Below are 25,448 nucleotides of genomic sequence, written 5' to 3'. Positions count from 1 at the left end.
CGGTGGACCTCTGTCATCTGATCGATCGCAACGCGGCATTCGCGCCGGACAAGCCAGCCATTCGTTTCGAAGGCAAGAGCTTAAGCTATGCGGCGTTTGCTGCGCGCATCGAGCGGACCGCCGGCGCTTTGAAAGCCGAGCTCGGCGTCGGCCGCGGCGATCGCGTTGCAATCCTGAGCCTGAATCGGCCCGACTACCTCGTATTGCTCTATGCCTGCGCGCGGCTGGGCGCGATGCTGGTCCCGCTGAACTGGCGGCTCGCGGTTGCCGAACAGCTTTTCATTCTCGCGGACGCCGGCGCCAAGATGCTGGTGCTCGAACAGGCCTTTGCCGGCGTCATTCCTGAACTCGAGCGAAGCCTGCCAGGGACCATCGTTCTTGGTCTGGATTTCACGCCGCCAAATGGCAGTACATTCGCCTCACTGCTTGAGCATGGCGAAGGCAACGCTCGCAATCCACATACCGATCTCTCCAGCCCGCTGCTCATCGTCTACACGTCGGGCACGACCGGCCGACCGAAGGGTGCGGTGCTGCGTCAGGACGCGCTGTTCTGGAACAGCGTCATGAGCCAGCACATGCACAACCTGACGTCGGATGATCACGTGCTGACGGTGCTGCCCTTCTTCCACGTCGGCGGGCTCAACATCCAGACCACGCCGGCTTTGCACGTGGGGGCGACCGTCACGATTCATTCGCGTTTCACACCGGAGGCGGCCCTTGCCGGCTTCGAGCGCGACCGCCCAACGCTGACCGTATTGGTGCCGACGATCATCCAGGCGTTGAGCGATCATCCGGGCTGGGCTGCGGCCGATCTTTCGTCCTTGAAGGCCATCGCCACCGGATCAACCATCGTGCCGCCGCACCTGATCGAACGTTTCGTTGCGCGCGGTGTTCCGGTCTTGCAAGTCTACGGCTCGACCGAGACCTGCCCGATCGCCGTCTATACGCGGCTCGGCGGCGACCTATCGCGCATGGGCTCGACGGGTCTTCCAGGGCTCTGCTGTGAAGCGAAAGTGATCGGCGACGACGGCAGCGAGCTGCCGCCGGGAGTGCCTGGCGAGATCGCGGTACGTGGTCCCAACGTCTTCTTCGAATATTGGGGCAACGAGAGTGCTACCCGCGAAGCACTGCGCGACGGCTGGTATCGCACCGGCGATATCGGCCTGTGCGACGACGACGGGTATTTCTGGATCCGGGATCGCAAGAAGAACCTGATCATTTCCGGCGGTGAGAATATCTATCCGGCCGAGGTCGAACGCGTTCTGCTCGAGCATCCCGACGTCAGCGAATGTGCGGTGATCGGCAGATCCGACCCGCGCTGGGACGAGGTGCCAATCGCTTATGTGATCCCGCGATCAGGCCGCCAGCTCGAGGCTGAGCAGTTAAAAGCGCATCTCCAGGCACAGCTCGCGCGCTACAAGGTCCCGCGCGAAATCGTCTTCGTCGGCGACCTGCCGCGCACTGCGCTGGGCAAGGTCCAGCATTTCCTGCTGAAGCGGCTCGACGCACAGTCCCGCGCACAAGGAGAAGTCTCTTGAAGATTGCCGTTCTGGGCGGCGGCAACGGCTCGTTCGCTGCCGCCGGTGATTTCACGCTTTCCGGACATGAGGTGCGGCTCTGGCGACGCCACGAAGATCAAGTGGAAGCTCACCGCGCAGCCGGCTCGCGCATCCTCGTCAAGGACCACAATGGCGCGCACGACGTGAAGCTTGCGCTGGTCACGACCGATATCGCCGACGCGGTCAGCGGCACCGAACTGATCTTGTGCCCAGCGCCGGCCTTTGCCCAACCGGACATCGCTCGCCTGCTCGCGCCGCACCTGCAGGATGGACAGGTCGTGTTTCTACCGCCGGCAACCTTCGGCTCGATGATCTTCGCTCTGGCTCTGCGCGACTCTGGCAATCGCGCCAAGGTGAGCTTTGCCGAAACCGGCACGCTGCCCTGGCTGACGCGCAAGCATGGGCCGTTCGAGGTCGCGGTCACGATCCGCGCCAAGCGATTGCCGGTCGGCGTGTTCCCGCTGAATTTGGCCGCGTACGCCCTCAACGTGGTCGGCCGCGCGTTTCCTGGTGCGATTGAACCCTGTGGAGACGCTCTCTCCGGCGCTTTGATGAACGCGGGACCGATCATTCACCCACCGCTGATCGTCATGAACGCCGGTCCAATCGAGCACTTTGAACGCTGGGACATCCACAAGGAAGGAACGCAGGCGGCGATCCGCAGGGTGACGGATACACTCGATGCCGAACGCATCGCGGTGCGCGAAAAGCTTGGCTACGGAGCCCCGCATTTTCCACTCGCCCATCACTACGCCAAGGAAGGTGAGATCTGGATGTATGGCCGCGGCTCGCACGATCGCCTCACCGACTCCGGCGATTGGCGCGAGCGGATCGTACTCAGGGACCACCGCTACATGCGGGAAGATCTCCGACTCGGGCTCTCGTTCCTTGTCTCGGTCGCCGAGCTGGCCAGCGTTGCGACACCGCTCGCAAGGGCCTTCCTCGCCATTGGCGGAGCAGTCTGCGGCGAGAATTTTGCGGTAGGAGGCCGTACGCTCGCAACCTTGGGTCTCGGCCATCTCAACCGGGCTGACCTGCAGACGCTCCTGCGTGAGGGCTTTGACCGATGACCGCCCGCACTAACATCGCTTGTCTCGGCGCCGGCCGCATGGGCCGAGGGATTGCGGTCGCCTTCGCTTATGCGGGGCATGCCGTGACCATGATCGACATTAAGGGCCGCTCTGCCGAAGATTTCGCAAGGCTTGAGGCGGACGCGTTGAACGAGGTCCGCAAGACGTTCGCGAGTCTGGCGCGCCTGGGGCTGCTCGCCGACGCGCAAGCCGACATGCTCATCAGACGAGTCTCGGTGGTACCGGCCGGTGAAAGCGATACAGCCCTGTCCAGCGCCGGCCTCGTCTTCGAAGGCGTGCCTGAGGTCGTCGAGCTCAAGCGAGAGGTGCTTGCGGCCACCTCCAAACGGGTTGGACGCGACACCATCATCGCCTCCACGACATCGACAATCCTCGTCGACGATCTCTCCGGTGCGATCGAACATCCCGGCCGCTTCCTGAACGTGCACTGGCTCAATCCGGCCTATCTGATCCCGCTCGTCGAGGTGTCGCCGGGCGCTGCCACCGATCCGATCGTTATCGACGAAGTCAAGGCGCTGCTCGAAGGCATCGGCAAGATGCCGGTGGTCTGCGCCGCAACGCCCGGCTTCATCGTCCCGCGCATCCAGGCGCTTGCCATGAACGAAGCTGCGCGCATGGTCGAGGAAGGTGTTGCCAGCGCCGAGGAGATCGACAAGGCAATCCGTTACGGGTTCGGCTTCCGCTATGCGGTCCTGGGGCTACTGGAGTTCATCGATTGGGGCGGTGGCGACATCCTCTTCTACGCCAGCCGCTATCTCGAGGGCGCGCTCGGTAGCGACCGCTATCGGGCACCGGAGGTCATTTCCCGCAACATGCAGGAAGGCCGAATCGGACTCCGTACCGGGGCGGGCTTCCTCGACTATTCAGGCCTCGATGTCGACGCCTATCGCGAGACGCGGCTCAAGGCGATGGTCGACCTGCTCCGGCACTTTGGCCTTGCGCGGCCGCCGGTGTTCGACGGCGACTAGCCGAACACATCCTGCAGCACGCCGTCACGCACGACCGTAACGCCGTCGAGCTCGATCGTGGTTCCCATCATCGGCAGGTCGAAATGCCCCGCCGTGTAGCGGCCGGCAAATTCGTTCGCACCGGTCGAAAACAGAAAGTTGCCTGAGACCGCGCGCAGTTCGGTGCCGTTGGTATCGCGCTGGTCGTACATCGTCAGCGCCTCGTAGCGCGCGCCCGGGTTCATGCCGAAGCCGACATGCGATACCGCATAAGCCTCCCGGTCGCCCCAGGCAGCAAGATAGGCGCGCATCATCGCAGCGTCGGTGCCTTCGCCCTCGAGCGCGACGACATAATCGTCTTTCAGCGTCATCCTTACCGGCGACGTCAGGTAACGCTTGAAGGTGAGATTGATGTCGCCCGGGGCCATGACCAGCGTCCCGTTGATGGTCCCGCTCTTCGGAAAGCTGACGACGATGCCCCCCGGCCAATGTGCCAGCGTCCCTGGCTTGTCGGTCCACCCCCAGACCCCGACCGTCGAAGCCCCGACCATGTCGACATCGAGAGCGGTGCCTGCCTTCGAAGTGACGCGCATCCGCTTCGTCCCATGCAGCATCTTCGCCGCTGCACGAACCCGCTTTTCGAGCGCAGGGTCCGGCACCATGCGCTCGAGCGCTTCAGGGTGTTCATTGGAGATCACCAAGATTCGGGCACCGGCCTCGAGGATTTCCGGCGTCTCCACGGCGTGCATCAAGCCTTCAATGGTGCAATCGACCACGAAACCAGCCTGCTGGAGGGCGCTGATGACGGGCGCCATCCGCTGAATCGCCTCGCTCGCCCCCGTGGAACGGACGGGCACGATATGGCGGTTTCTCGGAGTGGGCATAATGACATGGAACGGTCGTGCGCCCAGACGCAGCAGAGCGAGCTCCGCCAGATGCACGTTGAGCGCACGCGACTGGGTTTCCGAAAGAATTGCCGCCGTATCGCCGGCCTTGACGGCGCACCGCTCAAAAATCTCGCAGAACGCGTCGATCCATTTTGCCTCGATCCGATCCGCCAGCATGATTCACCCCCCTAGTTCTTGTTCGGTCAGATCACGTTTCTGGAAAACCCCGCAGCAGGTACGACCGCGCGGCTTGCAATAGCGCGTTCAGGATCAATCCCAGCAGGGAGATCGTGATCAACGGCACGAACATGTCAACAGCCTGGAACGTGCGGGCCGCGGTGATGAGCACATGGCCGAGGCCGTCGGTCGACGTGATCATCTCGGCCAGGAAAACCACGATGCACGAAATGACAAGCCCGATCCGGCAACCAGTCAGGATTGACGGCATTGCGGCCGGCAACACAACCTTGAGCAAGATCTCCCGCCGCGGCGTGCCGGCCGCCATCGCAGACCAAATCAGCTTCTGCTCTACGGTGGAGGCACCATAATAGGTGGACAAAAGGATCGGGAACAGCGCGTCCGCAGTGACCAGCGCGATCTTCGATTCATGACTGAAGCCGAGCAGCAGCAGCAGCGCCGGATAAAGTGCGACCTTGGGCAGCGGCGCAAGAACCCGTACGAGCGGCCGCACGATGGCGTTGATCGCAGGACTCGCGGCCGCCACCATACCGATGCTGACGCCCAGCGCGACCGCAATCAGGAAGCCGGCAAATAGTCGGAACAGAGTCGCCATGATCTCCTGCTGAAACCCGACGGTTACAAGCTGTTGCAGCAGTCGCGCAAAGACGTATCCTGGCGGGGGCAGCAATGCGACTGGCGCCACTCCAAACGATACCAAGCCCTGCCACAATGCGATGAGCAAGGCGATCGGCAGAAGCCCGAGGAAGACGTCCATGGAGAGCGCGCGCAACTTCATGAAAAGCTCAAGGGCATATCGAACTGGGGCTCCGACCACTGCACCAGGCGTGCCCGGACCCTCTCGAAGGCAGCATCGAGGCCTATTCCCATGGCCCCGACGATAATGATCATTGCGAAGACGGTGTCGTACTGGCCCATGTCAAGTGCGTTGAAGAGGATATTGCCTGCGCCGGACTGACGGGCGATCATCTCACTGGTGATCATGGTGATCAGCGCCAGCACGAGCCCAGTACGACAACCGGTCAGGATCTCCGGCAACGCCGCCGGCAGCACAATGCGGACCAGGCGTTGTACAGCCGACAGGCCCATGGCGGCCCCCGACCATAGCATCTTCTCTTCGACCGCCTTGGCGCCTTCAAAGCTGTGATAGATGACCGGCAGGCTGACGCCCAGGAAAATGACAAGCGTTTTGGCGATGTCGCCGACGCCCAGCCAAAGCATGATGATCGGCATCAACGCCGCCTTCGGCACGGGATAGATCACCATCAAGAGCGGATTGAAGAAGGATGCCACGGCCCGGCTCCGCCCCATCATGAGCCCGAGCGGAATTGAAACGGCGACGGCTACGGCAAAGCCGATCGTCATGCGACGGAGCGACGCCAGGATATTGATCAGAGCCTCCTTGTCGCCAAGGATGGCCGGAACCGCACGCATGGCTTCGAGCGCAGTCGGGAAACTGTCGTTCTTCAGAATAAGCGCCGCAACCTGCCACGCCGCGAGCAGCCCCACGCAGGCGAACAAGGGAGCGAGGCGCCGGCCGATGGCAACGGGCAAAGTCATGCGTTCACACCACCCTCGTCGCTGTCATCGAACATGCGTTCGATGTCAACGACATTTTTCTGATAACGCGGGTCGAGCAACAGCTCTGTCCGCCGCCGCGGCCGCGGCAGGTCGATATCGATCACCTGCCGGATGCGGCCGGGAGAGCGCGACATCATCACGACCTTGTCCGAAAGAAACACAGCTTCATCGACGGAGTGAGTCACGAACAGAACCGTCTTCCTGTCGCGCTCCCAGATGTTCAAGAGGTCGTTCTGAAGCCGCGTACGCGTATGAGCATCGAGCGCGCCGAACGGCTCGTCCATCAGCAGCACTTCGGGATGGTAAGCGAGCGTGCGGGCAAGCGCGACGCGCTGCTTCATTCCGCCTGACAGCTCCTTGGGAAAGAAATTCTCGTAGCCCTTGAGGCCGACCATCTCGATCAGCGCGCGGCTCTGTGCCTCGGCTTCGGTCGCGCCGACACCCTGCTGACGCGGCCCGTACATTACGTTGCCGAGGACGGTCTTCCAGGGAAAGAGCGCGAACTCCTGAAACACCGGCCCGCGATCGGGCCCGGGGGCCGTGATCGTCTTGCCCTTCACTTTTACTGACCCGCTGGTCGGACTGACAAACCCGCCGACGATGTAGAGAAGTGTCGACTTGCCGCAGCCGGACGGTCCGAGAATGGAGACGAAAGCACCTTCTTCGATCGTCAGCGAGATATCCGACAGCGCAAGATGATCCTTGCGCGCCGACGTTTGAAAGATCTGAGAAACGCGGTCGATCTCGATCATTGCGGTTGCAGGCTGCCGCGCCGGTGCCGGCGTCGCCACCTCACTCGATCTTGGCAACACCTTCATGCCGTCTCCTGCCTCAAGCGCGCGTGACACCGAATACGAACGACCAGTTCAATTCCCTCTACGATTGGCATCGACTTACACGACACTTGCCAGACGAATGCCATTCCGGCGCCACTCACTTGAACCACGGCCATTCCGCCGGTCCTTCGTGAGTGACTGCTCCGCCCGGAGCCTGCCCAACCAGGCGCGCGTATTTCGCAAGGGCGCCGGCGCGATGGCGCGGCGGCTGTGGCTTCCAGTCGCGCCGGCGCGTTGCGAGCTCTTGTTCGTCGACCAACAGATCCAAGCGACGGCCGCCGGCGTCGATTCTTATTCTATCGCCGTCGCGCACCAGCGCCAAAGGCCCTCCGACAAAGGCCTCCGGGGAGACGTAGCCGATACACAAGCCGCGTGTCGCGCCGGAAAATCGCCCGTCGGTGATGAGGGCGACCTTCTCGCCCATACCCTGGCCATAGATCAGCGCCGTGACGCCGAGCATCTCGCGCATGCCGGGACCGCCAACCGGTCCCTCGTTACGGATCACGAGGACCTCACCCGCCTTGTAGCCGCGGTTACGCACGGCTTCGACACAGGCTTCTTCATCCTCGAAAACGCGCGCGTGCCCCTCAAAGAATAGGTTCTTCAGGCCCGCAACCTTGATCACGGCTCCATCCGGGCAGAGACTGCCCTTCAACACTGCGACGCCTCCGTCATTCATGATGGGCGCGCGGGCCGGGTGGATGACTTCGCCATCCGGCGCATTGGCGCTGCCATAGGCCTCGGCAAGAGTGCGACCTGTAATTGTCAGGGTGCCTCCGTCGACATGCCCGCTCTGAATGAGCTCTCGGATGACGACGGCCGCTCCTCCGATATCGTAGACATCCTTTGCCGTGTACTTGCCGCCAGGGCGCAGATTTCCAATCAGAGGCGTGCGGGCAAATACCTCACCAACATCATCGATGGTAAAGGAAATCCCGGCCTCGTTCGCTATTGCCGGCAGATGCAAGGCCGCATTCGTCGACCCCCCGGTCGCAGCGACAATTGCAGCACCGTTCTCCAGCGCCTTCCGTGTCACGATATCGCGCGGCAGCGGTCCGCCGCGCTCGAGCATTTCCATGACGAGTCGACCCGCTCCGCGAGAGATCTGCGCGCGCTCCGGATACACGCCCGGGATCATCGAGCAATTGGGGATGGTCAGGCCCATGGCCTCCGAAACCATCGCCATGGTGTTTGCGGTGAATTGTCCGGCGCACGCGCCGATGGTCGGTAGGCAGCTCCGCTCGATCTTTTCGAGCGTGGCGCCATCGATCTCGCCGGTCATGAAACCGCCGACCGCCTCATAGGAATCGAGGACGGTCAGCGTTCTGCCTTCCAGTCGGCCGGGTAATGCGCTGCCACCGTAGATGAAGATCGACGGCACATTGCAGCGAATCATGCCCATCATCACGCCGGGAAGCGTCTTGTCGCAGCCGCCGAAGCCGATCAATGCATCGTAGGCAAGCCCGTGAACGACGGCTTCGATGGAATCAGCGATCAGCTCGCGTGAAAAGAGGGAGAACTTCATCCCCTCGTGATTCATGCTGATGCCGTCGGACACCGAGATCGTCGTGAACTCGCGCGGTGTTCCGCCGGCTTCCTCGATACCCGCCTTGGCCGCATCAACCTGGTAATCATGCGTCATGTTGCAGGGCGTCTGCTCACCCCTCATGCTGACGACGCCGACCATGGGCTTGGCGAGCGCCGCGTCGTCCAGCCCCATTGCGCGCATGAAGGCGCGATGCGGCGCGCGGTCGAGGCCGTCAGTCGTAACCCGGGAGCGCAGCTTCTTCATACCTGTATCTTCTACATTCGACGTCCCACGTGATATTGGGACGCCGCAGCTCGTTCCGGCTATTCGCCAAGTTGCCTATTGCAACGGCGCAACGATGGTCGGATGCTTGAACTGCGCAACATCCAGTTTCGGCAGCATGCCGGTCTCGGCGTAGATATCTAGCATCTTCTGGATCGCCGGGAAGTTCGGTGCCGCGCCCGGATCGCGTCCGAAATCATTGTCCTTGAGCAAGTAAGTGTCGAGGACCGGGATCGGCGCCTTGAGAACCTCCGAGACCACTTTCAGCGTCTCTTCGCGGTTCGCCAGCGCTTTCTTCATGCCCGAGGTGATGTCACGCACATAGGCTTTCACCAGCGCCGGATTCTTGTCGACGAAATCGGCGCGGCAGGCTTCGAGGATGTGCACTATGTTCGGCATGGCCTGCGAGAGTGAAAACAGCTTGCGCGTACCGCCCTTTGCTTCCGCGCGCGCAGCGAACGGCTGGTTCATGTTGACGGCGTCGACCCGGCCCTGCCGAAGGGCATCTTCGGAGACCGCAAAGCCGACCTCGACGAGCTTGATGTCCTTGGCGGGATCAACGCCATTCTGCTTGAGCAGCATGTTGAACGGCCCCTGCGTGCCACCTCCGATCACCGAAATGCCGACCGTCTTGCCCTTGAGATCGGCGATCGTCTTGATCGGCGAGTCGTCCATCACTGCCCAGTAGACCGAAAAGCCGCCCGGCTTCTCGAACACGTGCTGAGCCACGATGTAGGCCTTGAGATTGCCGCCGACCACGCCGTTGGCCAGCGACAACGGCGCCTGCGTGGCGCAGTCGAGCGCGCCGGCGGCCAGCGCCTGCGTCATGGGCGCGGTGCCCTGGAATTGTGTCCACTCGATGTTGTAGGTTTTGCCGAGATCGGGAAATTCCGCCGGCCGCCTCATCATCCAATATTTGGATTCCTCAGCCGGAATGGTCCAGCCGACACGGATCGTCTGTTGTGCCCGCGATGAGCCTGCACTCGCGGCGATAGCCGCCACCGCCCCAAATGCCAGGATCCACTTTGAAACCGTCAGCATCATGCCCGCTCCGCTGCTTTGGCGTCGGCCGACGCCACCCAACCCGACCAAGAGGTAAATGTTTCATGGTTCAAACAGTCAGGCAAGCCATCCGCGCCGACTTCAATTTCCCCACCGGCTCCCGTGTATGCTAGGGCGACGTTCTACCAGCATTGCACCGCGACAGAAGGAAGCGACCCATGGCTGAATCCGACGGCGCGAACCCGCACCTCGCCGAGAAGCTCGGTTACCTCGGCCTGGGATTGATGGGTGCCCCCATGACCCGGCGACTGCTCGCGGCCGGTTACGAGGTCGCAATCTGGAACCGCACGGCCGCGAAGGCGGCTGCCCTCAGCGAAGCCGGCGCAAAGCGCGCAGCCAGCCCCCGCGACGTTTTGACCAATGCCAGCATTGTTTTCATATGCCTGACGGATGCCGCGGCGGTCGAGGACGTGATCTTCGGCCCTGACGGACTTGCGACGCCCCCCGGCGCGGGCAAGCTCGTCGTCGACTTCTCATCCATCCATCCAGATGCCGCGCGCAATATCGCCGCGCGGCTTAAGGCGGCAAACGGTATGGGCTGGATTGACGCGCCCGTCTCGGGCGGCACAAAAGGAGCAGAGGAAGGCACGCTCGCGGTCATGGCCGGCGGAGACGCCGCCGATGTCGAGAGGGTGCGGCCGTACGTCCTCGCAATGGCACGCAGGCTCACACACATGGGCCCGATCGGCGCCGGCCAGACCACCAAGCTCTGCAACCAGGTGATCGTGGGCTGCGCGATGGCCGTCCTTGCCGAGGCGACGCGTCTTGCCGTGAACGCCGGAATCGACGCAGCACGGCTTCCGGAAGCCCTCGCCGGAGGCTTTGCCGATTCCATTCCCCTCCAGCTCTTCGTCCCGCGGATGGTTCAAGGCATTCACTCGCCGCCGCTCGGCCACATCGCGACGATGATGAAGGATCTCGACACTATCGCCGATGTCGCCCACGCCACCTCGACGCCCGTGCCAATGGCTTCGCTCGCGGGGCAACTATTCAGGCTAGCAAGCGCAAGCCGCGGCGCGGATGCCGATGCACTGGAGATCTACAAGCTCTCTGCGCCGAAAGGCTGAATTGGCTTGGGTGAGGAGCGCCGAACCGGCCCGTCTTACGAGGATTTCGGGCGATCATCCTCCGCCAAAAAACGCCCGTAGCTCCCGCGCGCAAAAAGCAACGGCTCGTTTCGATTGTAGGAGTAGGCCTCGACGGCTCCAAGAAAGATCACGTGGTCGCCGCCGTAATACCGATTGACGGACCGGCACTGAAAATTGGCGACACTTTCCGTAAGCACCGGCGCATTCCCGAGCCCGGGACTCCAGTCAACGCCGGTGAACTTGTCGTCCGAGGATTTTGCGAACCTGTTCGCAAGCGCCTGCTGTGAGACTCCGAGCACGTTGACCGCGAAATGGCTGGCGTTCTGAAACACTGTCAGGCTCGACGAATAGACCACGAGGCTCCAGAGCACGAGCGGCGGATTGAGAGACACCGAAGCAAACGAATTGCACGTCAGACCATAGGGTTTGCCATCAGGCCCCGTCGCGGTAATGATGGTTACGCCCGTCGCATAGGTGCCAAGGGCATTGCGAAAATCGCGCGGATTGATCGGCGAGCTGTCGCTTGCCAATTCGTTGGCGGGGTCCGCGGCCGGCGGCTGCTTGGGCAAATCAGTCATCGGCCGGCCTCACAGCGTCAGGTTCTCGGACGGCAGGCCGAGCGCCACGCGACCGTAGTTCGTGCCAGCTGCGTCGAAATTGAACGCGAGATGCGAGTTGATGGCGTGGGCATCGCGGAATTGCCGCTGCAAGACGCCGCTCGTGAACAACCCGCGTGCGCCGCTCGCGGCGAACAGCATCGATACCGCCTCGGTGCACAGATTGACCGAGAATGCGCCGTCACGCCTGTACTTTGTCTTGGCTGCCATGTTCGGAACTTGGCCATGCCGCGCATCTTCCATTGCAACGGCACAGGCGGAACGCATGATCAGGCGGGCGGCATCGACCTTCGCAGAGGCATCGGCAATCTTGATCTGGGTGCTTTGGAAATCACTCAGCTTGGCGCGATTGTAGGTCGATATGCGATGGCGCACCACCTCGACATAGTCATCCAGGCACGCCTGCGCATTTCCGAGCGCGACTCCGGATAGAACGTATGGAAACAAGGAAAAGACCGGAAGGGCGTAGAGCGGATTGGAATTGACCGCGCTCCCGGGCGTCGGACCTCCGGCTAGATTGCCGACGGCGACCGTCATGTAGTCGGGAACAAAGGCATCCCTGACTTCCACGTCGCTCGAACCGGTGCCGCGCAGTCCTGCAGCGTTCCAGGTATCGAGGATCTTGTAGTCCTTCTTGGGAAGCAGGAAGATGCGATATTCGATGCCGTCAGCCTCATCATCGGAATAAACCACGCTCGCAAGCATGTTCCATTCGCAGGATGCCACGCCCGAAGAGAACGGCCAGCTTCCGTGCAGCCGATAGCCGCCATCGGTCTTCCGGGCGCGACCGGCGGGGAAAATGAACGACGAGGCGATCAGAGTATTGGCATCGTGGCCCCAGACCAAAGTCTGGGCCTTCTCTTCGAACATGCCGAGCATCCAGTGGTGGCTCGCCAGATTGGCAAAATTCCAGGCCACTGAAGCGTCTGCCTGCCCCAGGAGGTCAGCACAATCAATCAGCGCAACGTAATCGAGCTCCGCCCCGCCAAAGCGCTTGGGCTGAAGGATCCTGAACAGGCCGGCTTCATGAAGGTCCTGCTCGGTTTCGGGCGGAAGGCATCGAAGCTCCTCCGTCCGCGCCGCGCGTTGACGCAATTGTGGAACGAGCGCCCTGGCGCGCGCGATCATCGCGGCATAGGCACGCTCACCGGTCTCAGCCTCCGGCTGGGCCGCACCTGAGATGGGATTGCCGGCTACCATTCGTGTTCCCCGTTTCACGACTGTTATGCGGCCGGAAGCCCGCCAAATCAAGGCGATGCGGTATCAGCGGCCGGGTTACCCCGATCGCCGGCCGGCTCCGAAGGCACCGTTCTCTGCAAGCTCGGCGAGCCGTCGCTCGTCAAAACCAAGCGTCTTGCGCAAGACGTCCCTGGTGTGCTCACCCAACAGCGGCGCCGCGATGGGCTCAACTGCAGGCGTGAGACTCATGGACAGCGGAGATTCGATGTTAGGCACCCAGCCCGCCGTGGGGTGCGGGATCCGGTTCAGTCGTTGCCGCTCCCGCGCCTCAGGCGCATTGAAGCCTTCCTCGATGGTGCGAAGATAGCCAACCGGGATATTCGCCTGTTTCATCTTGATCATCCAGTTCTCGAGGCGATCGCCTGCAAACACCTCGGCAATGGCGGCACGCAGCTTCTCCTTGTTCTCGGACCGCGCCTTCCGCGTTGCGAAGCGAGGATCGGTGATGAGGTCAGGCCGGTCGAGCACCTCAATGGCCAGGCGGCGGTAAAGCCTGTCATTGGCGCAGGCCATATAGAGAGGTCCGTCAGACGCTTCATACACTCCGACGGTGGGCGAACCGCTTGGCGAGTTGCCAAATCGTCCGGGATTCTGGCCATTAATCAGATAGGCCATACCGTAGAAGCCCGTCATGGCCATCGCGATATCAAACAACGCGACTTCAACGTGCTGCCCGCGGTCCAGCTTCTCCCGCGCCAACAGCGCAAGGAGGATGGCGTTGGCGGCTGCCATCCCCGTCGCCATGTCGACGATCGGCGGACCAGTCCGGACTGGGGGACCATCAGGGAAGCCATTCAGCGACATGAAGCCACTCTCGGCCTGGGTGATGGGATCAAAGCCGGGCCGCGAGGCAAACGGCCCGGTCCGGCCATAGGCAGAGATCGAACAATAAATCAGCCGCGGATTGATCGGCGAGACTGACTCATAGTCGAGGCCGAACTTCTTCATGACGCCGCCCGAGAAATTCTCCACGACCACGTCCGCCTTGCGGATCAACTCGCGCGCCACGTCGCGCGCGGCAGGCACTGCGAGATCCAGCGCGATGCCGCGCTTGTTGCGATTGAGGCTAAGAAACGCGGCGCTCTCGCCTCCGATCTCGGCGTGCTCATAGGCCCGCGTATCGTCTCCCCCGTCTGGGTTCTCGATCTTGATGATATCTGCGCCGAAATCGCCGAGCATCTGCGTGCAGGCAGGTCCTGCGACCACGCGTGTGAAATCGATGACTAGCAGTCCGTCGAGTGCCGTCGGTCCGTTTCCGGCGCGTGGCGGGCGCTCCGGCAGTTGCGGCTGATCCAACATGCGCGCTTTCTCCCTACATCGGCTTGTGACCGCCGAATACCGCTTTAAAGCCCGGCGCACCGCACGGCGCAAGTCCCCTGCCCGCTTCCGATCATAAAGCATGGCTATCGCAGATGGCTGGCGCAACGAGCGATCGAAACGCAAAAGCGGCCCGGCAGCATTAGGCTGCCGGGCCGTATCCACGCAACGGACGATGGTCTGCTGTCTTGACAAGGCGAGACGTGCCTTGCGCAGTGCGTTCCGCTTCGCGGAAGCACGACCTCGCCTAAACCCGGCTCAGCCATTTTCGCCAGCGTATTCCTCCAGCCCCACGGCACCTCCGGCTCATAGAGCCGGTAGCCCGTCGCAATGAAGTTGTTCGCCGATATTCTGTTGTCGGTCGTGTCCGAAACGATGCTCTCCCAACCGATCCGCCGTGCCTGCACCTCGACCGCCCGCATCAGTCTGCGAAGGCCGAGCCCCTGATGCTTGTGCAAGACGCCAACACGGCAAAGATTCCCGCTGTTGCGAGCATGCGTGGAGGGCACGACGCCCGCAAATGCAACAGCCTTGGCTCCATCATAGGCAAGCCACCAATATCCCGACCGGAACTGCGGAACGGCTGCGGTGCCAAGGAAGGTCCATTGATGAAGATCGCGGAGGATTTCGGCGACTTCGTCGTCGTCGCCATCGACAGCCCGAATACGGTGCACGAGCCTACTCCCTGGAAGACGAGACGAACCTTCGACCGAGATGACACTGCCCATGCTCATTTGCCCAGCACGGCCTTGACGCCCAGCCAGAGTGCGCCGATCAAGCCGGTCGCTATCTCGAAGACGAGGAGCTTGGAAAAATAGATCGCAACGCAATAGCCCATCAGCTTGTCCGGCTCATAGATCCCACCAAACCGGTCGGAGTTCTTATAACGGTACCGCGAAGCGCTCGCGCTCGTTTCCCCCAAAAGGGGTCACCGTCTTTAACCACGTTGCTGTGCTCGACGAGATAGGCGGCAAGGCCGCCACCTTGTCAATCACCGTCGGAAACGGGAGCATCTCACGCCCAGCGAATGCCGCAAGCCCCATCGTCACGGCGCCGATTCCGGCACCTGAACGAAAGGGATAGTCAGGGAACGGCGCAAATGAGCGGCTGGACACGCGTTGATTGAGCGCCGATCAGCGTGCCAATCCACGGGTGATTTGCCGACGCGTCAAAGTCGTTTCGGATTTTCCTATCCAGCCGGATTTCTGCACTAGCTTTCCGAACCGACGTTCCCGGAGGCATGGCAGTTTGTCTCTTATGGGCCCATAAGCTGCCGTCTGCGTTAGGGCCGCTGACGCATTGCCATCGCTTTTCCTGCGGTGCGCGACTTTTTGCCCCATCGTCTGAACTTTGGGATTTGTGTGGCGAACAAAGAAATATGTAAACGGGAGTTTAGCTCCCCGTAGGATTCACAGCGGTAGCGGATACGTTTGTATGAGTCGCAATTCGGCTCGCAATACGAACCGACGACAACTTTGTCCGCAACGAGCCCAAGCGCTCCGAGTCATCCAGAGGTATCGCTGCCTTTTCGAAGGAGGAGGAGACCTCATGCAGCTCAAGCAAACCGCGATCCGCATATTAGCGGCCGCCTGTCTCAGTTGGACCACGACGGTTTTCGCTCAGATGGGTGAGCCTCAGGACGCGAGGATCAAGACGGCCATGGACCTCTTGGTATCAATCGCGGCCCAACTGGGGCCGCCAAGGATCGAAGGCACCGACTCCGTTGCAGGCAAGGAAGTACCCGTCATTTACTTTGGTTCGGCCAAGATGAACAACAGTTTCGACCTGGTCGACGAGGTCGTGAAGAAAGCGCAGGGCACGGCGACAATCTTCGTCAAAAGCGGTGACGAGTACGTTCGCGTCGCGACCAACGTGAAGAAGGACGATGGCTCCCGAGCGATCGGGACCATTCTGGACCCCAAGGGCAAAGCCATCGAGTCCATCAGGAAAGGCGAAGCGTTCTACGGCGAGGTCGACATCCTCGGTAAACCTTACATCACAGGTTACAAGCCTATCCGGGATGCCTCGCAAAACGTGATCGGCATCTACTACGTAGGCTATTTGAAGTAGATCGTCTCTGCCGTCTGACCCGCCGCCGGCGCTCCTTCATGCCGAGGTCGCATATTGGTCTGCTCTGTTGCGCTCGACCGCCGCGCTTTCGTCATGCTCGGACGACGGCGCGCTGGTCGGCGCTCAATGAACGCGTTTCAACGAGGCGAGGCCGCGATGCGCCGCCGCCGTCCGATCTCGGTAATTGGAATGAAAAAACCCGCGGCGGATGTCTCCGCGCGGGTCGATGCGAACTCTTTCGATGATGCCACTTTAGAGGTGATTTGCCCGACGTGTCAATCAATTTCGGATTTACCAAATCCGAAATCTGCGCGGGAGCGTTTCGCCCCGGCGAGCGCGTGAGACTCACTTTCGGGGCTCAGCGACTGTTTTTGTTGATCCGTCCGGAGCTGCCTGCATCCCCGGCGGACTTTGACCTTGCGGGCTTTCCGGCGGTGCACCACCCGATTTTGTTCCAAGCGGTCCAGTCCAACCTTGTGGCTGCAATTGGCCTTTTTCCTCCTGTTCCGAGCGCCCTGTTGTCGAGTTCACGTCTTTCTTCGGACCGGCCTGTGCTGCCGCATATCCGCACGACAACGCCCAGCAAATCGTTGTTATCAGAATGATCCGCATTGCGAACTCCGCCAGGCTGAAAATACCAAACAGGCGGAGCCAGCTTCGGTTCCTTGTTGTAACGCGGGCGGTCAAACCGGTGGCGAACACCATACGTTTTGCCGGCGATGGCGGGACAGCGCCTGACAGCTGGCATCGAAACAAAAAAACCGCGGCGGATTCTCCGCGCGGGCTTGAACTCTTTCGATGATGCCACTTTACAGGTGATTTGCCCGACGCGTCAAGTTATTTCGGATTTTCCTATCTGAACTCGGCCCGTGATTTGCGCGACGTGTCAAACTTTATCTAAAATGCACGAAATCGAATTTGGCGGAATGAAACTTCTCCACGCCACCATCATCTCCTATGAAGGATCAAACGTCGCGCGGCGGCCCGACGCTTGAAATCCATCGGAGGAGATCGATGTACTACGTCGCCGCTGCGCTGCTCGGCCTGTCGGGCCTGTTCTATTCGGCGAGCCATCACGAGATCGGCTCGTTAGGCGTCACCATGTGCACCTATGGTAGCGCCTTCTGCGATAGTCCCATCATTGTCTTTGCTGGCGCGGCCCTCGCCGCCGCCTGGGCCACGTTCGTCAGCGTCCGCTAGTTTCTGTGCTTTGCGGTGGCGAGCGGAACCAAAGCAGAGGCGTTCGAAGTTGCTGCGTTAGTGTCAGGGGGCATGGCGATGATAAAACGAGCAATCCCAGCTTTTGTCGCATTGATTGCGCTTGCTCAAACGGCCACAGCAGGTGTCTCTTGCGCCGTTGTACGTTTTTATGTCGCCAAATACTCGGAAGCGACCGCTGAGGCGTGGGCACGCAGTCACGGCGCCAGCGATGCCGAAATCGAAGCGGCGCGTCGTTGTCTGCATCATAGCATTAACGTGCAGACAGCAAGCTCGGCTGCGAGGCCACAGGTGCTGGCTCCTGTAACCGTGCAGGAGCCAGCCCGGCACGAACCCGAACGCGATCCAGATCAGGCCGCGTCGCAAGTTGTGCAGGCCGCGTCGCAAGTTGTGCCCGTGCAGGATCAGCGCGCCGACCCCGTGAAGGATAGTCACGACGACGAACCACGCATTCATGACATCGTCCGCCCGAAGGATATCGAGGATTCTTCCGCCGGGCATGTGAGCCACGAAGTTAAGGATCTCGTTCCCTCCGATAGAAAGCCTACCACGTTGGGTCCACGCCATGTGGGCGCTATGCATCGCGCCGACCATAGAGGAGCGACGGGTCATGTGGCATGGTTCAAACGACTCTGGGATCACCTAGTTGGGCGGCGCCGATCCAGCATCACCCTTTTTGCATCTCCTCGATGGGGATCGTACAAAGGTCGGCATCATCTCAGTGGGAACGTATCGGGCCACAGAGCAGGGTGAGCTGCCTATTCTATTCCGCGAGCCATCACGAGATCGGCTCGCTAGGCGTCACCATGTGCACCTATGGTAGCGCGTTCTGCGACAACAATTTACGTTCTCACAGGCGCAGGTCTCGCCGCGGCCTGGGGCATATTCGTCAGCGTCGGCTAGTTTCGGCGCTTCGGTGCTTCCTCCTCGATAACCTGGCTGACATCCGACACGCCGATGCCGTCTGCCCTGTTGCAAGAGCACGGCTCACCTGCTCCGCACTGGCAACCAAGCTCTTTGCTCCATGCACGATCAGGATGGTTCTCGCACACCCGACCTATGCCGAAGCAGATGGGGCAGTTGGGATCAGTCAATGCTTGCATTCTCCTTCCATTGACGAACGGCTCTCGCGTGACAGCGTTCCTTTCGGAACAAATTTACCGATTCCTTCGTTCAACAAGCACTTGACGGAGGATATTCATGGCAAGAGCAGCATGGAGGCGACCCGGATCGCCAATCGGCAAGAAGGGTCCGCGCAAGGCAAACCCATCTTACAAGCGTCGTTCGCGCAAGCCGTGGTCCGATAAGGATCTGTCGAAGCTCAGGCAATTAGCCAAGGGAAACACACCAACTGGCGTGATAAGCATCAAGCTCCAGCGTCCTGCCACTGCAATCCGTAGCAAGGCGCACCGCGAGGGAATCTCGTTGAAGCCCACAAATCGCTCGCCGTACAATCGCCGAGCGAAGTCAGCGAAGCGACGCCGATAAAGGCTTTGACTGTTCCTATTTTGACTTGGTGAGCCCCTTGAACGAGCTTGCCCGCAACAGTCCCTCGGACGTGATATCCCGGTATTCGACGTCGGCATAGAAACGCGGTTCGACCCAAGTCGCTTTGGGCTTCCTGATCGGTTTGGTGAGCTTGGATTTCGGGCTCACCACCGTATCCAGCTGCTTGCGAATCTGGCCAGAGATCGTGCGCGACCAGCCCGTCCCGACCTTTCCCAGGTAAACCAGCTCTTTGCCTTCCTGCTTGCCGAGATAGAGTGCGGCGACGCCGGCCGCGTCCTTGACGAAGCCGACGACCGGAAACTTGCCCTTGTGTACACTTTTGACCTTAAGCCACGCCTCTGTGCGCTCGGATCGGTACGGCGCGTCTGCGCGCTTCGAGATGATGCCCTCGTAGTTCAGCTTGGCGGCATGCTCAAACAGGCGCTGGCCGTCGCCGACGACATACTCGCTAAAGAGGGCGGGCGCTTCGAGAGCGTGGGTGTCGAACAGTTCCTTCAACAGACGCTTGCGCTCAAGCTGTTGCAATTTGCGCAGATCCTTGCCGTCGAGCCAGAGGAGATCGAAAGCGTAAAACAGCAAGCGGTCTTGATCGCCCTTCGCAAGGTCGGCCTGCAATTCGGAGAAGCTGGTGCGGCCTTCGTGAACCACCACGACCTCGCCGTCGATGATTGCCTCCCCTGGAATGTCGAAGGCAGCAGCAATGAGGGAGAACCGCTTGATCCAGTTGAGCCCTGTCCGGGTGAACGCCTTGGCCTTGCCATGCTCCAGGTGGAGTTGGATGCGATAGCCATCATATTTGATCTCGTGGAGCCAATGCTCGCCACTCGGCGCCTTGCCCCTGAGGGTGGCGAGTTGAGGCTTAATGAACCCCGGCATCGCCGAACGTGCTTCAGTACGCTTCGCCACAACGCAACTCACTAAATGGCCGTACGGCGGCCAAAGCAGTCAGGATTCACAACACCCGATGAACCCCACAGTTCTATTGGTAACTAAATTTCCTTGAATGTAACAAATGCGACTTACGCCGTCGGAAAAAATTGGCAGGCTAGCCTCTTTCGGGGGACAGCCATGAACGAGCAATTCATTAAAGGGCGTGTTCTGCGCATCCGCGAGATTGCAACGAACGCTGACCCGTTCACCAAAAGGCGGCTTCTCGACCTCGCCAACAGCTACGAGCGCAGCCTTCGCCGGGCATCATATCCGACCGCAAAGCTTCCGGGCGAGCAGGTGCGCGAGCCGGTCGAGCCCTAGCCAGCGCTGTGCGGCTTATTCCAGAAGAACGCGCGATTGCCGAGAGCGGCTTCGGCGTATTGATCGATCGCGACCTGGATGGCCTGAACGTGCTGAAAGCACCAGCCTTCAAACGGCGCGAGGCGGCGGACTTGAGCCAGCGCCTTCACGAACTCCGAATGTTCGTCGCTATCCGAAAAATATTGCGGGCGCTCTTTCACCATTTTCGTCCTCCCAGCACCCTGCCCTTCACCGGACCCGGCTCAGACTTCCTCAGTTCATCGCGCTGCGCGCAGAGCTGCTCCACCTTGCCTTGCATGCGTTGCAGCAAGGTCTCGGCCGAGGCCGTTGAGATGCCGGCGCGCTGAAGCTGCAGGACTTCCTTGCGCTGGCGTCCTATCTCCGCGCGCATGCGCTCGATCTCCGAGCGGATGAATTCGAGGGTCGGCATTCTCTGCTCTTACAAGCGATGAACCTTGATAAGAACAAAACAAGAACATAGAGTCAATGAGCTAGGCTCTGGTTCGGGCAAAAGAGTTATCCCTCGAAAACAAACCTCGTGGGAGACTGCAGGCTGCTGCTGTCCGGCGAGCACCAAGGATCAATCCCGTTCATGTGCAATCTCTATTCGATCACCACCAATCAGGCGGCGATTGCCGATCTCTTTCGCGTCGTTCGCCGCTACGAAGGCAACCTGCCGCCGATGCCGGGCGTGTTTCCGGATTATCCGGCGCCGGTCATCCGCGATGCAGGCGATGGCGAACGCGAGATGGTGATGATGCGCTGGGGCATGCCGCCGCCACCGCGCACTGGCGGTCCGCCCGTGACCAACATCCGCAACACCACCTCGCCGCACTGGCGCGCCTGGCTCAAGCCGGAGAACAGATGTCTCGTGCCGGTGAACAGTTTTGCCGAGTACGCACCGGAGCCCAACCCGGAAACGAAGAAGAAAGACGTCGTGTGGTTCGCACTCGCGGAGGCACGACCGCTGTTCGCTTTCGCCGGCATCTGGACCATCTTCAAGGGTGATCGCGGCACGAAGTCGAAGCCCATTCCGGGCCCGCATCAGGTCTATGGCTTTTTCACCACGGCGCCGAATGCGATCGTCGAACCGATCCATGACAAGGCGATGCCGGTGATCCTGACTACGGCCGAGGAATGGGACGTGTGGATGCGAGCACCATGGGATGAAGCCAAGGCGCTGCAGCGGCCGCTGCCGGATGAAGGGCTGAAGATTGTCGCGCGGGGAGCCGAGAAGGAAGACGTAGTCTCGTCGGCCTAAGATCTTGATAGACTGCTTGCCTCACTTTGGTTGCATTTAGGCAGGCGCTTGCAAACAAAGAGCCATCTTCATAGAGACCGCTCGGGAGCTGGCGCAAATAGTTGAGCACCAAAGCGCTATATATGACCGTCTAAGCGAGACTTGCCGACTAAAAAATTTGCGCCAAGCTTCATAAGCAAATCCTTGTTCACATCTAGCCGTAAGATTTTCCTACCCTCTAGATGCCTAATAGCAGCCAATGCTATTTCATCCATTTTCCCGCGCTTTATGAGCGCATCCCTTACCAACCAAGCGAGCATATCGGCATCCTGTAGCGAACGAACCTTTACATCATTTCTGAAGATTGGAGGGCTTCCGAGATTCTTGCTGATACCTGGTTGTTGTAGGTTGTCGATATTTTCCTTCACCCAATTCCATCGTTCTAGCGCGCTCTCTCCGAGCTTGCCCTGCTAATCAAATACAAAATCGCAATCACTATTCCAACCAATGTCATCGGCAATCGCGACCGACAGCACAAGATGATAGAAGAGGATAAAATAGGGGTTGTTGAACGCAACACCCTGCAATATCCCTGCAATAAAGGTGTCGAAGTCCTTTTGGCGGATCTATTTTTTCGATTAGGCCAACCAGCTTTAGGATGAGTTGGTCGCGGAGAGGAACGGTCCAACCTCTCTTAAACTCTCCTTCCATCGCCATTGCCTCGCGCATCTTGAAATAGGCAAGACCCTCTTCGTTGAGAATCCGCGCCCATTCATCTGCGACAAATTTCCAGTCCGAGACTGGCGCGACAAATCCAGCAAGAACGTAATATTCGCTGGCAGCATGGCTGCCGCTATCGTCAAAATAGCCCGTCTGCAACACCATCAGGCGATGCGCCTCCTGCTCCGCGGCTGGTAGCCCAGAGACAAGCGCGTCGATCAGCTCCGATGGAATCGGCCCGTCCCCGTCACTTATGCTATCATTCGCGGCCGCCTGGAGCATGTACTTCAGCATCGCTAGTCTGCGGATAACAAGAAAGCCCGCGACCGGTGACGGCGCGGGCTTGACGATTTCTGCGATGATGCCTGTTTAAACCTGATTTGCCCGACGCGTCAAGCGAAAATGCTGACAATCCGAAAGAGCGCCGCGGTTCAGCCGCTGGAACTTCTCAGCCCTACCCCGAGTTAGCCGGGAGAATTCGCAACCGCCAACCGAAACGAGGCGCCGCCGTTCATGACCGACTCCACCCTTCGCGCACCGCCAAAATCCCTTCGGATGGTGCTGAAGCGGCTGGGGCCGGGTCTGATCACGGGGGCGGCCGACGACGATCCGTCGGGCATCGCCACCTATTCGCAGGCCGGCGCGCAGTTCGGCTTTGGCCTGCTCTGGACGGTGTTTCTCACCCTGCCCTTCATGATCGCGATCCAGCTCGTCAGCGCGCGGATCGGCCGGGTCACCGGCAAGGGGCTGGCGGCCAACGTCGTGAAGATCGCGCCGCGCTGGGCGGTGCTGGCGCTGGTCGCGATGCTCGTTGCCGCCAACACGTTCAACATCGCCGCCGACATCGCCGCGATGGCGGAGGCGCTGTCGCTCGTCATCGGCGGGCTGAACCACGAGCACGCGCTGATCTTCGCGGCATCCTCGACCCTGCTGCAGGTGTTCGTGCCCTATCGCCGCTACTCGCCGCTGCTGAAATTTTTGACGCTGTCCCTGTTCGCTTATGTCGCGACAGCCTTCACCGTGAAAATCCCCTGGAGCACGGCGCTGCTCGCGGCAGTCTGGCCGCAGGCCAATGTCAGCGCCGATTATTTCCTGATGGTCGTCGCCGTGCTCGGCACCACCATCAGTCCCTATCTCTTCTTCTGGCAGGCCTCCCAGGAGGTCGAGGAGATGAACCACAAAAACCACCGGCCGCTGGCGAAGGCGCCGCGCGCCGGCGATCCCGAGCTGACGCGCATCAGGACCGACACCACGCTCGGCATGCTGCTCTCGAACGGCATCGCCTTCTTCATCGTCCTGACCACGGCGTCCGTCTTGCACGCGAACGGCGTCACGAAGATCAATTCGGCGACTGAGGCCGCCGAGGCGTTGCGTCCACTCGCCGGCGACTTCACCTTCCTGCTGTTCGCGCTCGGCATCATCGGCACGGGCCTGCTGGCGATCCCGGTGCTGGCAGGCTCTGCGGCGTATGGCGTTGCGGAGATCTTTGGCTGGCGCGCCACGCTGGAGGCGAAGCCGGACGAAGCCGTCGGCTTCTACACGATCATCGCGGCCGCCACCGTCATCGGCTTCTCGCTCGGCTTCACCGGCATCGATTCCATTCACATGCTGGTGTGGAGCGCCGTGCTCAACGGCATCGTCGCCGTCCCCATCATGGCGATGATGATGCTGATCGTCTCGAATGCCGGCCTCATGGGCCAGTTCAGCGGACGGACATGGCTGATCGCGCTCGGCTGGCTCGGCACGGCTCTGATGGCCTTCGCGGTCGTCGCCCTGCTCGGCTCGTCCGTCGTCGCCTGAAGCCGCGCGCGGCCCTTTCCGCTTTTTCGCGCCGCAAAATGACGCCGTTGCATGAGCGCTGCGCGCTTCCCACCGCTTCACGGTCGCAAGGCCTTGGCTTAGCGTGGCGAGCGCACGCGAAAGCAAGAGATCAACACGGCCCGACCAGGAGCCGCCGGGGAGCGACATGACGAGTTCATCGAAAGCCACTGCCATCGAAATCCTCGCCTGTGATGCCGGCTGGCGAAATTATCATTTCGTTAAGCTGACGACGGAGGACGGCATCGTCGGCTGGAGCGAATTCGACGAGGGCTTTGGCTCGCCGGGCGTCGGCGCCGCGATCCAGCGGCTCTCCACGCGCGTTGTCGGGCAAAACGTCTTCCAGCACGAGCGCATTCATGCCGAGCTGTTCGCGGCGACGCGGCCGGCCGCCGGCGGCGTCGTGGCGCAGGCTCTGGGTGCGATCGAGAATGCGCTGCTCGATGCCAAGGCAAAATGTCTCGGCGTGCCCTGCTATGAGCTCCTCGGCGGCAAGATCCGCGACCGCGTGCGCGTGTACTGGTCGCATTGCGCGACGTGGCGGATCAATCACCCCACCTGGTACAAGCCGCCGATCGATAGCTTCGACGGCGTCAAGGCGATGGGGCGCGAAGTGCGCGAGAAACAATTCACCGCGCTCAAGACCAACATCTTCTCCTATGACAGCGGCATGCCGACTGGCTGGCGGCCCGGCTTCGGCACGCCGTTCCTGCCCGAGATCAATGTCGACCGGAAAATCCTGCGCGACCTGCACATGCATCTGGAGGCGATCCGCGACGGCGCAGGGCCAGACGTCGAGATCCTGCTCGACTGCAACTTCAACGCCAAGACCGAAGGTTACCTAAAGATCCTGCGCGCGATCTCCGACATCGACATGTTCTGGGTCGAGATCGACAGCTTCAATCCGGAAGCGCTGGGTTATATTCGCAGGCAAAGCCCGCACCCGATCTCATCCTGCGAGACGCTGTTGGGCCTGCGCGAATTCCTGCCCTATTTCCGCGAGCAGGCGATGGACGTTGCAATCATCGACACGCCCTGGAACGGCATCTGGCAGTCGATGAAGATTGCGTCCGCCGCCGAAGCCTTCGAGGTCAACGTCGCGCCGCATAATTTCTACGGCCATCTCTGCTCGATGATGAACGCTCATTTCTGCGCCGCGGTGCCGAACCTGCGCATCATGGAGATCGACATCGATCGCCTGGCCTGGGACCGCGAACTCTTCACGCACGAGCCGGAGATCGCAAACGGCCATCTCGTCATTCCGGACCGCCCGGGCTGGGGCACCGAGCCGAACGAGGAGGCCTTGCGCGCGCATCCGCCAAAGACCAGCGGCGGGCTCCTCAACTACGGCCGCAAGAACTGAAGGAGCAAGCGCTGAAGGCCAAAAGCT

General features: G+C 61.0%; 27 protein-coding genes and 1 pseudogene. 12 read left to right on the top strand and 16 right to left on the bottom strand.

Translation table 11 applies throughout. The features are described from left to right. Positions 1-2 precede the first annotated feature (2 nt). The 3 genes from QA640_RS14225 to QA640_RS14215 are packed head-to-tail and all read left to right on the top strand — an operon-like array spanning position 3 to position 3,618. Positions 3-1,538: a long-chain fatty acid--CoA ligase gene (locus QA640_RS14225; RefSeq protein WP_283041266.1), complete on the top strand. Its 1,536-nt coding sequence runs from the start codon at positions 3-5 to the stop codon at positions 1,536-1,538. Then, positions 1,535-2,629: an NAD/NADP-dependent octopine/nopaline dehydrogenase family protein gene (locus QA640_RS14220; protein ID WP_283041265.1), complete on the top strand. Its 1,095-nt coding sequence runs from the start codon at positions 1,535-1,537 to the stop codon at positions 2,627-2,629. Before QA640_RS14225 ends, QA640_RS14220 begins: the two co-directional genes overlap by 4 nt. Next, entirely contained in the window at positions 2,626-3,618 is a 993-nt protein-coding gene (locus QA640_RS14215; protein WP_283041264.1) for a 3-hydroxybutyryl-CoA dehydrogenase, read from the top strand. Before QA640_RS14220 ends, QA640_RS14215 begins: the two co-directional genes overlap by 4 nt. On the opposite strand, the gene QA640_RS14210 is transcribed toward QA640_RS14215, so the two are convergent. The 6 genes from QA640_RS14210 to QA640_RS14185 all read right to left on the bottom strand — a co-directional run bounded on the left by QA640_RS14210 (position 3,615) and on the right by QA640_RS14185 (position 9,950). Then, entirely contained in the window at positions 3,615-4,661 is a 1,047-nt protein-coding gene (locus QA640_RS14210; protein WP_283041263.1) for a peptidase M29, read from the bottom strand. The genes QA640_RS14215 and QA640_RS14210 overlap by 4 nt on opposite strands. A 31-nt stretch (positions 4,662-4,692) precedes the next feature. After that, positions 4,693-5,460 carry an ABC transporter permease subunit gene (locus QA640_RS14205; protein WP_283041262.1) on the bottom strand — a complete coding sequence of 256 codons (768 nt, stop codon included), beginning with the start codon at positions 5,458-5,460 and terminating at the stop codon, positions 4,693-4,695. Next, complete coding sequence (locus tag QA640_RS14200) at positions 5,457-6,242, bottom strand: ABC transporter permease (RefSeq protein ID WP_283041261.1); 786 nt, start codon at positions 6,240-6,242, stop codon at positions 5,457-5,459. The genes QA640_RS14205 and QA640_RS14200 overlap by 4 nt, the downstream gene beginning before the upstream one ends. Beyond that, positions 6,239-7,081: an ABC transporter ATP-binding protein gene (locus QA640_RS14195; RefSeq protein ID WP_283041260.1), complete on the bottom strand. Its 843-nt coding sequence runs from the start codon at positions 7,079-7,081 to the stop codon at positions 6,239-6,241. The genes QA640_RS14200 and QA640_RS14195 overlap by 4 nt, the downstream gene beginning before the upstream one ends. Before the next feature lie 115 nt (positions 7,082-7,196). After that, positions 7,197-8,891, bottom strand: coding sequence for a dihydroxy-acid dehydratase (gene ilvD / locus QA640_RS14190; RefSeq protein ID WP_283041259.1), 1,695 nt, complete (start codon positions 8,889-8,891; stop codon positions 7,197-7,199). A 75-nt stretch (positions 8,892-8,966) separates the two neighbouring features. Continuing rightward, positions 8,967-9,950: an ABC transporter substrate-binding protein gene (locus tag QA640_RS14185; protein ID WP_283041258.1), complete on the bottom strand. Its 984-nt coding sequence runs from the start codon at positions 9,948-9,950 to the stop codon at positions 8,967-8,969. Between the two features lie 179 nt (positions 9,951-10,129). Here QA640_RS14185 and QA640_RS14180 point away from each other — a divergent pair, with 179 nt between their 5' ends. Further along, a complete protein-coding gene (locus QA640_RS14180; RefSeq protein ID WP_283041257.1) occupies positions 10,130-11,038 on the top strand; it encodes an NAD(P)-dependent oxidoreductase in 909 nt (302 codons plus the stop codon). A gap of 35 nt (positions 11,039-11,073) precedes the next feature. On the opposite strand, the gene QA640_RS14175 is transcribed toward QA640_RS14180, so the two are convergent. The 4 genes from QA640_RS14175 to QA640_RS14160 all read right to left on the bottom strand — a co-directional run bounded on the left by QA640_RS14175 (position 11,074) and on the right by QA640_RS14160 (position 14,906). Then, on the bottom strand, positions 11,074-11,637 hold the full coding sequence (locus QA640_RS14175) for a flavin reductase family protein (RefSeq protein WP_283041256.1): 564 nt from the start codon (positions 11,635-11,637) through the stop codon (positions 11,074-11,076). A 9-nt stretch (positions 11,638-11,646) separates the two neighbouring features. After that, positions 11,647-12,876 (bottom strand): acyl-CoA dehydrogenase family protein, encoded by a 1,230-nt coding sequence (locus QA640_RS14170; RefSeq protein WP_283041255.1) that lies wholly within the window; start codon positions 12,874-12,876, stop codon positions 11,647-11,649. A 75-nt stretch (positions 12,877-12,951) separates the two neighbouring features. Beyond that, positions 12,952-14,214 carry a CoA transferase gene (locus tag QA640_RS14165; protein WP_283041254.1) on the bottom strand — a complete coding sequence of 421 codons (1,263 nt, stop codon included), beginning with the start codon at positions 14,212-14,214 and terminating at the stop codon, positions 12,952-12,954. Between the two features lie 104 nt (positions 14,215-14,318). Continuing rightward, positions 14,319-14,906, bottom strand: a complete 588-nt coding sequence (locus QA640_RS14160) for a GNAT family N-acetyltransferase (protein ID WP_349253720.1) — start codon at positions 14,904-14,906, stop codon at positions 14,319-14,321. Here QA640_RS14160 and QA640_RS14155 point away from each other — a divergent pair. Together QA640_RS14155 and QA640_RS14150 are read left to right on the top strand one after the other, a co-directional pair. Then, entirely contained in the window at positions 14,838-15,050 is a 213-nt protein-coding gene (locus QA640_RS14155; RefSeq protein ID WP_283043153.1) for a hypothetical protein, read from the top strand. The two genes, QA640_RS14160 and QA640_RS14155, sit on opposite strands and share 69 nt — an antisense overlap. A 730-nt stretch (positions 15,051-15,780) precedes the next feature. Beyond that, on the top strand, positions 15,781-16,302 hold the full coding sequence (locus tag QA640_RS14150) for a Cache 3/Cache 2 fusion domain-containing protein (RefSeq protein ID WP_283041253.1): 522 nt from the start codon (positions 15,781-15,783) through the stop codon (positions 16,300-16,302). 345 nt (positions 16,303-16,647) lie between these two features. On the opposite strand, the gene QA640_RS14145 is transcribed toward QA640_RS14150, so the two are convergent. Next, complete coding sequence (locus QA640_RS14145; RefSeq protein ID WP_283041252.1) at positions 16,648-17,007, bottom strand: hypothetical protein; 360 nt, start codon at positions 17,005-17,007, stop codon at positions 16,648-16,650. A 309-nt stretch (positions 17,008-17,316) separates the two neighbouring features. Between QA640_RS14145 and QA640_RS14140 the strand changes: the two genes are divergently transcribed. Next, entirely contained in the window at positions 17,317-17,502 is a 186-nt protein-coding gene (locus QA640_RS14140; RefSeq protein ID WP_283041251.1) for a hypothetical protein, read from the top strand. Between the two features lie 78 nt (positions 17,503-17,580). Beyond that, positions 17,581-17,763, top strand: a pseudogene (locus QA640_RS14135) (hypothetical protein); the annotation flags it as partial. A 1,260-nt stretch (positions 17,764-19,023) separates the two neighbouring features. On the opposite strand, the gene ligD reads toward QA640_RS14135, so the two are convergent. Continuing rightward, complete coding sequence (gene ligD, locus QA640_RS14130) at positions 19,024-19,905, bottom strand: non-homologous end-joining DNA ligase (RefSeq protein WP_283041250.1); 882 nt, start codon at positions 19,903-19,905, stop codon at positions 19,024-19,026. A 192-nt stretch (positions 19,906-20,097) separates the two neighbouring features. Between ligD and QA640_RS14125 the strand changes: the two genes are divergently transcribed. Next, entirely contained in the window at positions 20,098-20,280 is a 183-nt protein-coding gene (locus tag QA640_RS14125; protein WP_283041249.1) for a hypothetical protein, read from the top strand. On the opposite strand, the gene QA640_RS14120 is transcribed toward QA640_RS14125, so the two are convergent. Together QA640_RS14120 and QA640_RS14115 are read right to left on the bottom strand one after the other, a co-directional pair. After that, positions 20,277-20,483 (bottom strand): hypothetical protein, encoded by a 207-nt coding sequence (locus tag QA640_RS14120; RefSeq protein ID WP_283041248.1) that lies wholly within the window; start codon positions 20,481-20,483, stop codon positions 20,277-20,279. The genes QA640_RS14125 and QA640_RS14120 overlap by 4 nt on opposite strands. After that, the gene (locus tag QA640_RS14115) at positions 20,477-20,710 is read right to left on the bottom strand and encodes a hypothetical protein (protein WP_283041247.1); all 234 of its coding nucleotides are present in this window, start codon (positions 20,708-20,710) and stop codon (positions 20,477-20,479) included. Before QA640_RS14115 ends, QA640_RS14120 begins: the two co-directional genes overlap by 7 nt. Positions 20,711-20,872: 162 nt before the next feature. Between QA640_RS14115 and QA640_RS14110 the strand changes: the two genes are divergently transcribed. Continuing rightward, positions 20,873-21,541: an SOS response-associated peptidase gene (locus QA640_RS14110; RefSeq protein ID WP_283041246.1), complete on the top strand. Its 669-nt coding sequence runs from the start codon at positions 20,873-20,875 to the stop codon at positions 21,539-21,541. Between the two features lie 116 nt (positions 21,542-21,657). Here the strand turns inward: QA640_RS14110 and QA640_RS14105 are convergent, their stop codons facing one another. Continuing rightward, a complete protein-coding gene (locus tag QA640_RS14105; RefSeq protein WP_283041244.1) occupies positions 21,658-21,948 on the bottom strand; it encodes a hypothetical protein in 291 nt (96 codons plus the stop codon). 82 nt (positions 21,949-22,030) lie between these two features. Next, positions 22,031-22,534: a hypothetical protein gene (locus QA640_RS14100; RefSeq protein WP_283041243.1), complete on the bottom strand. Its 504-nt coding sequence runs from the start codon at positions 22,532-22,534 to the stop codon at positions 22,031-22,033. A 219-nt stretch (positions 22,535-22,753) separates the two neighbouring features. On the opposite strand from QA640_RS14100, the gene QA640_RS14095 reads away from it, so the two are divergent. Together QA640_RS14095 and QA640_RS14090 are read left to right on the top strand one after the other, a co-directional pair. Beyond that, positions 22,754-24,040, top strand: a complete 1,287-nt coding sequence (locus tag QA640_RS14095) for a divalent metal cation transporter (protein ID WP_283041242.1) — start codon at positions 22,754-22,756, stop codon at positions 24,038-24,040. A 166-nt stretch (positions 24,041-24,206) separates the two neighbouring features. Next, a complete protein-coding gene (locus QA640_RS14090; protein WP_283041241.1) occupies positions 24,207-25,421 on the top strand; it encodes a mandelate racemase/muconate lactonizing enzyme family protein in 1,215 nt (404 codons plus the stop codon). The last annotated feature ends 27 nt before the right edge of the window (positions 25,422-25,448 follow it).

The sequence above is a fragment of the Bradyrhizobium sp. CB82 genome (genome assembly GCF_029714405.1).
In the GTDB taxonomy this organism is placed as follows: domain Bacteria; phylum Pseudomonadota; class Alphaproteobacteria; order Rhizobiales; family Xanthobacteraceae; genus Bradyrhizobium.
The sequence above is the reverse complement of the archived record's forward strand: the minus strand, read 5'-3'. Positions and strand labels throughout refer to the sequence as shown.

What these genes read in the sequence shown, in the direction of transcription:
- QA640_RS14215 (WP_283041264.1), top strand. Translation starts at nt 2,626, where the DNA reads ATGACCGCCCGCACTAACATCGCTTGTCTCGGCGCCGGCCGCATGGGC.
- QA640_RS14210 (WP_283041263.1), bottom strand. Translation starts at nt 4,661, where the DNA reads ATGCTGGCGGATCGGATCGAGGCAAAATGGATCGACGCGTTCTGCGAG.
- QA640_RS14205 (WP_283041262.1), bottom strand. Translation starts at nt 5,460, where the DNA reads ATGAAGTTGCGCGCGCTCTCCATGGACGTCTTCCTCGGGCTTCTGCCG.
- QA640_RS14200 (WP_283041261.1), bottom strand. Translation starts at nt 6,242, where the DNA reads ATGACTTTGCCCGTTGCCATCGGCCGGCGCCTCGCTCCCTTGTTCGCC.
- QA640_RS14195 (WP_283041260.1), bottom strand. Translation starts at nt 7,081, where the DNA reads ATGAAGGTGTTGCCAAGATCGAGTGAGGTGGCGACGCCGGCACCGGCG.
- ilvD (WP_283041259.1), bottom strand. Translation starts at nt 8,891, where the DNA reads ATGAAGAAGCTGCGCTCCCGGGTTACGACTGACGGCCTCGACCGCGCG.
- QA640_RS14185 (WP_283041258.1), bottom strand. Translation starts at nt 9,950, where the DNA reads ATGCTGACGGTTTCAAAGTGGATCCTGGCATTTGGGGCGGTGGCGGCT.
- QA640_RS14180 (WP_283041257.1), top strand. Translation starts at nt 10,130, where the DNA reads ATGGCTGAATCCGACGGCGCGAACCCGCACCTCGCCGAGAAGCTCGGT.
- QA640_RS14175 (WP_283041256.1), bottom strand. Translation starts at nt 11,637, where the DNA reads ATGACTGATTTGCCCAAGCAGCCGCCGGCCGCGGACCCCGCCAACGAA.
- QA640_RS14170 (WP_283041255.1), bottom strand. Translation starts at nt 12,876, where the DNA reads ATGGTAGCCGGCAATCCCATCTCAGGTGCGGCCCAGCCGGAGGCTGAG.
- QA640_RS14165 (WP_283041254.1), bottom strand. Translation starts at nt 14,214, where the DNA reads ATGTTGGATCAGCCGCAACTGCCGGAGCGCCCGCCACGCGCCGGAAAC.
- QA640_RS14150 (WP_283041253.1), top strand. Translation starts at nt 15,781, where the DNA reads ATGCAGCTCAAGCAAACCGCGATCCGCATATTAGCGGCCGCCTGTCTC.
- QA640_RS14145 (WP_283041252.1), bottom strand. Translation starts at nt 17,007, where the DNA reads ATGGTGTTCGCCACCGGTTTGACCGCCCGCGTTACAACAAGGAACCGA.
- QA640_RS14140 (WP_283041251.1), top strand. Translation starts at nt 17,317, where the DNA reads ATGTACTACGTCGCCGCTGCGCTGCTCGGCCTGTCGGGCCTGTTCTAT.
- ligD (WP_283041250.1), bottom strand. Translation starts at nt 19,905, where the DNA reads ATGCCGGGGTTCATTAAGCCTCAACTCGCCACCCTCAGGGGCAAGGCG.
- QA640_RS14125 (WP_283041249.1), top strand. Translation starts at nt 20,098, where the DNA reads ATGAACGAGCAATTCATTAAAGGGCGTGTTCTGCGCATCCGCGAGATT.
- QA640_RS14120 (WP_283041248.1), bottom strand. Translation starts at nt 20,483, where the DNA reads ATGGTGAAAGAGCGCCCGCAATATTTTTCGGATAGCGACGAACATTCG.
- QA640_RS14115 (WP_283041247.1), bottom strand. Translation starts at nt 20,710, where the DNA reads ATGCCGACCCTCGAATTCATCCGCTCGGAGATCGAGCGCATGCGCGCG.
- QA640_RS14110 (WP_283041246.1), top strand. Translation starts at nt 20,873, where the DNA reads ATGTGCAATCTCTATTCGATCACCACCAATCAGGCGGCGATTGCCGAT.
- QA640_RS14100 (WP_283041243.1), bottom strand. Translation starts at nt 22,534, where the DNA reads ATGCTGAAGTACATGCTCCAGGCGGCCGCGAATGATAGCATAAGTGAC.
- QA640_RS14095 (WP_283041242.1), top strand. Translation starts at nt 22,754, where the DNA reads ATGACCGACTCCACCCTTCGCGCACCGCCAAAATCCCTTCGGATGGTG.
- QA640_RS14090 (WP_283041241.1), top strand. Translation starts at nt 24,207, where the DNA reads ATGACGAGTTCATCGAAAGCCACTGCCATCGAAATCCTCGCCTGTGAT.